The organism is Mycobacterium sp. (assembly GCF_032159565.1).
Lineage (GTDB): Bacteria > Actinomycetota > Actinomycetes > Mycobacteriales > Mycobacteriaceae > Mycobacterium.
The window spans coordinates 36,197-43,635 of record NZ_JAVHWR010000207.1; the positions used below are offsets into that span (position 1 = coordinate 36,197).

The window sequence follows — 7,439 nt, forward strand, 5'->3', positions numbered from 1 at the left end:
CCGTCGGTTAGCGGATGGCCAGGCCGACCGCGGCGATCGTCGTCGTCACCTCGATCGCAGCGCCGAGCACATCACCCGTGATCCCGCCGAACCGGCGGACACAGTGCGCCACCAGCACGGCGCTACATGCCAGCGCCACAAGCACGGCCACCGGTCCCTGCCATGGCCGCGGGCAGGCAGGCGCTGCTGCCGCCGCGACGACGACCACCCAGGCGCCGACCACCCAGACCGGCTGGCTGCCCGCCACCATCGCGCCCAGGGTGCTGCCCTCGGCCGCGGTCACCGAGCGGCGGCATGCCGCGACGGCGGCGACCCGGCCCGCCGTCACCGCGGCGATCACCGCGACGGCGCTCAGTTCGGCGAAGGCCAGCCCCTGCACCACGATGACGATCACGACAGCGGCCACCCCGAACGGGCCCGCAGAGCCGTCCCGCATCACCTGCAGGGCCCGCTGCGGGGGGCCGTAACAGCCGAGGCCGTCGACGGTGTCGGCCAGTCCGTCGATGTGCAGGCCCCTTGTCGCGATCAGCAGCGCCGCCACCGCCAGCACGCCGGCCAGCGGGTTACCCGCCCCGAACGCCTGCGATGCCGCCCACAACACCGCGGCGGCCAGCGCCCCCAGAGCCACACCGACCACCGGCAGCGCCGTCAACACCCCGCGGCTGACGCCGCAACCCGCACGCAATGGCAGTACCGTGCCGAACGCGAACGCGCCTGCGACCGAACGGATCACGACGAGACGCTGGCCTCGTCGAAGGTAGCCATCGACCTCAGTGTGGCGATCGCAGCGCGCAGCACCGGCAAAGCGACCGCCGCTCCGGTGCCCTCGCCGAGTCGCATCGACAGATCGACGATCGGTTCGAGTTCCAGCCTCTCCAGCGCCAGTGAGTGCGCCGGCTCGGTCGACCGATGGCCCGCCCGCCACCACTCACGGGCGCCCGGCGCCAGCACGTCGGCGACCATCGCGGCAGCCGTCACCACCACCCCGTCGAGCAACAGCGGAGTCCGGCGTGCCGCCGCCTGCGCGCAGAACCCGGCCATCGCCGCCAGGTCCGCGCCGCCGCACACCCGCAGCAGCCCGAGCGGGTCGGCCGCGAGGCCGCGGGCCCGGTACAGCGCGTCGCGGACCGCCGCGACCTTGCGCGACCAACCCGCGTCGTCGATCCCGGTGCCGCGGCCGACAACGACGACCGGTTCCGCACCGGTCAGCGCGGCGATCAAAGTCGTTGCGGCAGTCGTGTTACCGATTCCCATGTCGCCTGCGATCAGCAGGTCGGCGCCCGCATCGACTTCCTCGTCGGCGATCCGGCGGCCTGCGTCGACCGCGGCCTGCGCCTCGTCGGCCGACAGTGCGTCCTCGACGGCGATGTTGCCGCTGCCCCTGCGGACCTTGTGTGCGCCGATCGACGCCGTATGTGGTTCGTCGGTGTCCACCGCGATATCGGCCACGCGCACCGTCGCGCCTGCGGCCTCGGCGAGCACGTTGATCGCGGCGCCACCGGCTTCGAAGTTCGCGACCATCTGCGCGGTGACTTCTGCGGGGAACGCAGAAACCCCTGCCGCGGTGACGCCGTGGTCACCTGCGAACACCACCACCCGCGCGCGCTCGAACTGATTGGGTGGGCACACGCCCTGGCACGCCGCCACCCAGACCGACAACTCCTCGAGCCGTCCCAGCGAGCCAGGCGGTTTGGTCAGCGTGTTCTGCCGGGCCCGTGCCTGCGCCGCGATGCCTTCGTCGGGTGCCGTGATCGGCGGGACATCCATCATGACGGCCCCTTCAGCATGACCGGCTGTCCGGCTACGACCAGCACCACCCGGTCGCACAGCGCCGCGAGCCGTTGGTTGAGCACGCCGAGTTCGTCGGCGAACCGCCGTCCGGCAACGGTTTCCGGCACGACCGTCAGGCCCACCTCGGGGCTGACGAGAACCAGGTCCGCGCCGTGGGCTTCGACGGCGCCGATGAGGTCGTCGGTGTCGACGCGCACCGACCCGACGGTCCACGACTGCGCGCGGTCCATCGCCGCGGTCAACCAGCCGGCGACGTCGTCGACGAGCGTGGGCGAGGAATCGTCTGTCTGTAATTGCTTTGCCAAATCGGTACTTTCGACGGTCGACCAGTGTCGGGGGCGGCGCTCACGGTGAGCGGACACGCGCGCCGCCCAGTCGTCGTCGGCGGCGACGGGCCCGGTGGCGATATACCGGACCGAGGCCTCGGCGCCCGCGCAATCGGCGATGACGGACTCGGCGAACTCGGATTTGCCCGACCGGATACCGCCGAGCACCAGAATGCGCACCCGACTCAGGCGATTTTGTCGCCGCGGTTGACCTGCGGCCGTGGCGCACGCATCCGACGCAGTTGCGAGGCGCGGCTGGCTGCGTAGAACCCGAGCTTCCAACCGCTTTCGGTGTGATCGGGGTACTTCTGGTCGGCGAGCCGATTCACCTTGCGGCCCAGCAATAGCCCGTCGACGATCATGATGGCCATCAGGACCAGCATCGCCGGTGAGATGTAGTACTGCACCTGCGGAACCGCCAGCATGATGAAGATCAACCCCAGCGCCGCGGGCATGAAGAGGCCGAGGACGCTGACGCGGCGCGAATCCACGATGTCACGGGCGAACCGGCGCACCGGGCCCTTGTCGCGGGGCAGCAGGTAGTCGTCGTCGCCTGCCATCATGTGTTCGCGGCGATCGGACTGCGCCGCGCGCCGTGCCACCTTGTCCTCGCGCCGTTCCTCGCGTGACAGCTTCGGGCCCCGCAATTCCTTGCGCCTGCGTCTGGCTTCCGCGGTGGTCATCGGGGCGGGTGCGATGGGGCCGCGTCGGCGAGACGAGTCCCGCTTCGGCGTAGGCCTGCCCTTCGGGGCGGTGGCACTCGACGCCTTGGCGTCGGCTTCGCTGTCCGCGGTCGCCTCGACGGACTCAGTGGCTCCGGCGTCTTGGGGAGGCGGGTTGTCCTTCTTGCGGCCCAGCAGCTTCACGCCCGCCAGCATAATCTGCTGGCATGACCGGCTCGGACGGCCTCCGCGTGCTCATCGCTCCCGACTGCTACGGCGACAGCCTCACCGCGGTGCAGGCCGCGCAGGCCATCGCCGACGGCTGGCGCCGGGCCCGTCCGCACGACGAGCTGACGCTTGCCCCGCAGTCCGACGGCGGACCGGGATTCGTCGACGTGCTGGCGGGACGTGTCGGCGAGCGTCGCAGCCTGCGGGTGAGTGGCCCGCTCACCGCCGAGGTGGACGCCGACTGGGTGTTCGACGGCGACGAGCCGCGCACGGCCTACATCGAGTGCGCGCGGGCGTGTGGCCTATCCCTGCTCGGCGGTCCGCCGACCGTCGAGACGGCGCTGGCGGCGCATAGCAGAGGCGTGGGACAGCTGATGGCGGCCGCGGTGGCCGCCGGGGCAGGCCGCATCGTCGTCGGGCTGGGCGGCAGCTCCTGCACCGACGGCGGTCGGGGGATGATCGAGGCTCTCGCCCCGCACGCGAGGAGCACAACGAACACCGCGCACGCGAGGAGCACGACCCAGAACAGCGTCGGCGCTGCGCGCGAGCTACTGGCCGACGTCGAGTTGATTGCCGCCACAGACGTCGAGCACCCGCTGCTCGGGCCGATGGGCGCCGCGCGGGTGTTCGGCCCGCAGAAGGGCGCGGACCCGGACGCCGTGCAGGCGCTGGAGCGCCGGTTGACCGAGTGGGCCGTCGTACTCGACGCCGCGGCGGGGCGACCCGTGCGCGACCAGCCGGGCGCAGGCGCCGCCGGCGGCCTCGGCGCCGGGCTGCTGGCACTCGGCGGCCGCCGCGAATCCGGGGCCACGGTGATCGCCGAGCACACCCACCTCTTGGACGATGTCGCCGCGGCCGAACTCGTGATCACCGGTGAAGGCCGATTCGACGACCAGTCCCTGCACGGCAAAGTCGTCAGCGCACTGGCGGGCGCGGCGCGCGGCACACCCGTGCTGGTGCTGGCCGGCCAGGTCACCCTGGATGAGGCCGCCCTGCGGGATGCGGGCATCGCCGGCGCCTACTCCATCGCCGACCACGCCGGATCCGTCCAGCTGGCGATGGCGGATGCCGCAAACCAGCTCGCCGGGTTGGCGGAGGTCACGGCCGACGAACTCGGGAATAGCGGCACAACAAGGTACCGTTGAGCAAGTGGGCTGTAAGTAGGCCCGCAACAATAGCCATTACAGGAGACGCAATGACTGTTCAGGACGAGTCGGCGACCAGCACCGCCACCCACGGCGCGGTCCTGACTGACGCCGCCGCCAGCAAGGCCAAGGCGCTGCTGGACCAAGAGGGCCGTGACGACCTTGCGCTGCGGATCGCCGTTCAGCCGGGCGGATGCGCCGGCCTGCGCTACAACCTCTTCTTCGATGATCGAACCCTTGACGGCGATCTGACCACCGAGTTCGGCGGCGTCAACTTGACCGTTGACCGGATGAGCGCCCCCTACATCCAGGGCGCGACGATCGACTTCGTCGACACCATCGAGAAGCAGGGCTTCACGATCGACAACCCCAACGCGACGGGTTCGTGCGCGTGCGGGGACTCGTTCAACTGATCTAGTACTGAGCGCCCGCGCGCAGCAGATACGAGCACACCAGGACCTGGTCGTCCTGGGCGAGTAGCTGAGCAACCGCCTGTTCCTGCACCTTCGGTGGGGGCTGGGTGCGGCTGCCCGCCGGCGTCACCCGCATGGTGAACAGCACCTGCGCCTGATAGGGCGACGAGAACACCATCTTGTCGACCGACGTCACGTCCGCGGCGCTGAACTGCCTGCGGAACGCGTCACTGCTCAGGTCGGCCAGGGCGAGGTCCGATTTCTTCTCCTTGACGGCGTCGAACAACCCGCACAGCGTGTGCCGGGCGATCGTCTCGACGTCGCCGCGTTGCAGTGCGTTGAGGTAATCCTGAATCGCTGTTTGCGCCGATTCCGTCGTCAGCCTCTCAGGCGTCGAGTTCTCGTCGGCGCGCATCACGAGAACGGTTGCGGCGACGGCGGCGGCCACCGCAACGAGCGCAACCAGCATCGCGAGGATCGGGCGCCAGCGGCTGCGCTTCGGATACGGAATCGGCGGCGGCAGCATGCTCGGATAGATTGGCGGCGCAAGGGGATTGTCGGGATACTGCTGCGGCGGCCCCGGATGTGGGGCGGGAGCGCCGACCGGTCCAGGGCCGTATTGGGGCGGATACGGACCAGCCATGGTAGGCAGGTTAGCGCAAGCGGCCGGTTGGCGACGCGATCGTTGCGCTCGGTAGAATTATCTAGACAGGTTAATGAATTGAAGGGTGACGCTTCGTGACCATCGCGGTAACCGGATCGATCGCGACCGACCATCTCATGCGGTTCCCCGGCAAGTTCTCCGAACAGCTTCTGCCCGACCACCTGCAGAAGGTGTCTTTGAGCTTTCTGGTCGACGATCTGGTGATCCACCGGGGCGGGGTCGCGGGCAACATGGCCTTCGCGATCGGCGTGCTGGGCGGGGACGTGGCGCTCGTCGGGGCCGTCGGAAAGGATTTCGACGACTACCGCAGCTGGCTCGAAGCCGTCGGCGTCGACACCGAGAGTGTGCTCGTCTCCGATAGTGCGTACACCGCGCGGTTCGTCTGCACCACCGACCAGGACATGGCGCAACTGGCGTCGTTCTATCCAGGCGCCATGTCGGAGGCCTGCGGCATCTCCCTCGCCGATGTGGTAAAGCGCGTCGGCACACCGGATTTGGTTATCGTCGGGGCCAACGACCCCGAGGCGATGTTCTTGCACACCGAGGAGTGCCGCGAGCTCGGCCTCGCATTCGCGGCCGACCCGTCGCAGCAGCTCGCCCGACTGTCGGGAGATGAGATCCGCAAGCTGATCGACGGGGCCACCTACCTGTTCACCAATGACTACGAGTGGGATCTGCTTCTGCAGAAGTCCGGCTGGAGCGAGGCGCAGGTCATGAGCCAGATCGGGTTGCGCGTCACCACGCTCGGCCCCAAGGGTGTCGACCTCGTCAGCTCCGAGGGGACGTTCATACACGTCGACGTCGTCCCGGAGAAGCACCAAGCCGACCCCACCGGTATCGGCGACGCCTTCCGTGCCGGCTTCCTCACCGGTCGCAGCGCAGGTTTGAGCCTGGAGCGGTCGGCTCAACTGGCGTCCCTGGTCGCCGTCCTCGTGTTCGAGGCACCTGGCCCGCAGGAGTGGACCTGGGACCGGGCGGAGGCGCTGCAGCGGCTTTCCGACGCCTACGGCACCGACGCAGGCGACGAGATCGCGAAGGCCCTCGCCTAATTCACGGCTCGGCCGTGGTGCCCTGATTCACGGCTCGGCCGTGGTGGCCTAAAGCTGTACCGGGTACGCCGGCTCGCTGATCTGCGGGGTGACGCTGCCCTCGACGAAGATCGCGTGCCACAGCATGAAGATCAGCACGGTCCACAGCCGTCTGCTGTGATCGCTTGCGCCGCTGCGATGTTCGTCGAGCATCGCCCGGACCGCCGCGAGGTCGACCAGCTCGCCCGCGCCCGACGAGGACACCATCGCGTAAGCCCAGTCCAGCAGCTCACCGGCCCGCAACCAATGCCGGATCGGCACAGGGAAGCCCAGCTTGGGCCTGTTCAGCACGTGCGACGGGATCACCGGTTGGAGGGCTCGGCGTAGCGCGTACTTCGTGGTGGCCCTGGTGATCTTCTGGTCCAACGGCAGCCGGGAGGCCACCGCGAAGACCTCGGGGTCGAGGAACGGCACCCGCAGTTCGAGCGAGTTGGCCATCGTCATTTTGTCCGCCTTGACGAGGATGTCGCCGCGCAGCCAGGTGAACAGGTCGATGTGCTGCATGCGCGCGACCGGATCCCAGCCCAACGACTCGGCATACACCGGCGCCGTCACATCGGTATGGGTCCAATCAGAGCGGAATCCCGGCAGCACGGCCTGCAACTGCGCGTCGGAGAAGCTGCGCGCGTTGCCGTAATACCGCTCTTCGAGCGTCTGGCTGCCCCTGTGCAGCAGGCTTTTTCCACGCATGCCCTCGGGCAGCGGCGCCGAAACCTTGGCCATCGACCGGCGCAGCGGCGGGGGGAGGTAGTTGAAGGGCTTCAGCGACAACGGTTCCCGATAGATCGTGTATCCACCGAACAGCTCGTCGGCGCCCTCGCCCGACAGCACCACCTTGACGTGCTTGCGTGCCTCGCGGGCGATGAAGAAAAGCGGCACCAGCGCGGGGTCGGCGACGGGTTCGTCGAGATACCAAACGATTTCGGGCAGCGCGGACACGAACTCGGCCTGGCTGACCACCTTCGTCACATGCCGCGCGCCGATCGCCTCGGCCGACGCGACCGCGACGTCGACCTCCGAGAAACCTTCCCGTTCGAAGCCGGTGGTGAAGGTGATCAGGCGAGGGTTGTGGCGCATCGCCAGCGCCGCGATGGCGGTGGAGTCGATGCCGCCGGACAGGAA

Annotated in this window: 9 protein-coding genes; 3 read left to right on the forward strand and 6 right to left on the reverse strand. The window is 69.2% G+C overall.

All coding sequences use genetic code 11. The features are described 5' to 3' along the window. Positions 1 to 7: 7 nt before the first annotated feature. Genes QOC76_RS27840 through QOC76_RS27855 form a run of 4 tightly spaced genes read right to left on the reverse strand, consistent with a single transcriptional unit; the run spans position 8 to position 2,983 of the window. A complete protein-coding gene (locus QOC76_RS27840; RefSeq protein ID WP_526362592.1) occupies positions 8 to 733 on the reverse strand; it encodes an adenosylcobinamide-GDP ribazoletransferase in 726 nt (241 codons plus the stop codon). After that, the gene (cobT, locus tag QOC76_RS27845) at positions 730 to 1,770 is read right to left on the reverse strand and encodes a nicotinate-nucleotide--dimethylbenzimidazole phosphoribosyltransferase (RefSeq protein WP_526362594.1); all 1,041 of its coding nucleotides are present in this window, start codon (positions 1,768 to 1,770) and stop codon (positions 730 to 732) included. Before cobT ends, QOC76_RS27840 begins: the two co-directional genes overlap by 4 nt. Further along, a complete protein-coding gene (locus QOC76_RS27850; protein WP_526362596.1) occupies positions 1,767 to 2,297 on the reverse strand; it encodes a bifunctional adenosylcobinamide kinase/adenosylcobinamide-phosphate guanylyltransferase in 531 nt (176 codons plus the stop codon). Before QOC76_RS27850 ends, cobT begins: the two co-directional genes overlap by 4 nt. Before the next feature lie 5 nt (positions 2,298 to 2,302). Next, complete coding sequence (locus QOC76_RS27855) at positions 2,303 to 2,983, reverse strand: DUF3043 domain-containing protein (RefSeq protein ID WP_526362598.1); 681 nt, start codon at positions 2,981 to 2,983, stop codon at positions 2,303 to 2,305. A 23-nt stretch (positions 2,984 to 3,006) separates the two neighbouring features. Here QOC76_RS27855 and QOC76_RS27860 point away from each other — a divergent pair, with 23 nt between their 5' ends. Then, on the forward strand, positions 3,007 to 4,152 hold the full coding sequence (locus QOC76_RS27860) for a glycerate kinase (protein WP_526362600.1): 1,146 nt from the start codon (positions 3,007 to 3,009) through the stop codon (positions 4,150 to 4,152). 50 nt (positions 4,153 to 4,202) lie between these two features. Beyond that, entirely contained in the window at positions 4,203 to 4,565 is a 363-nt protein-coding gene (locus QOC76_RS27865; RefSeq protein ID WP_526362602.1) for a HesB/IscA family protein, read from the forward strand. Between the two features lies 1 nt (position 4,566). Here the strand turns inward: QOC76_RS27865 and QOC76_RS27870 are convergent, their stop codons facing one another. Beyond that, entirely contained in the window at positions 4,567 to 5,208 is a 642-nt protein-coding gene (locus QOC76_RS27870) for an Rv0361 family membrane protein (protein WP_526362604.1), read from the reverse strand. Between the two features lie 95 nt (positions 5,209 to 5,303). Here QOC76_RS27870 and QOC76_RS27875 point away from each other — a divergent pair, with 95 nt between their 5' ends. Then, the gene (locus QOC76_RS27875) at positions 5,304 to 6,278 is read left to right on the forward strand and encodes a carbohydrate kinase family protein (RefSeq protein WP_526362606.1); all 975 of its coding nucleotides are present in this window, start codon (positions 5,304 to 5,306) and stop codon (positions 6,276 to 6,278) included. Positions 6,279 to 6,326: 48 nt separating this feature from the next. Here QOC76_RS27875 and QOC76_RS27880 read toward each other — a convergent pair. Continuing rightward, a partial coding sequence (locus QOC76_RS27880; protein WP_526362608.1) for an asparagine synthetase B family protein occupies positions 6,327 to 7,439 on the reverse strand: 1,113 nt, incomplete at its 5' end.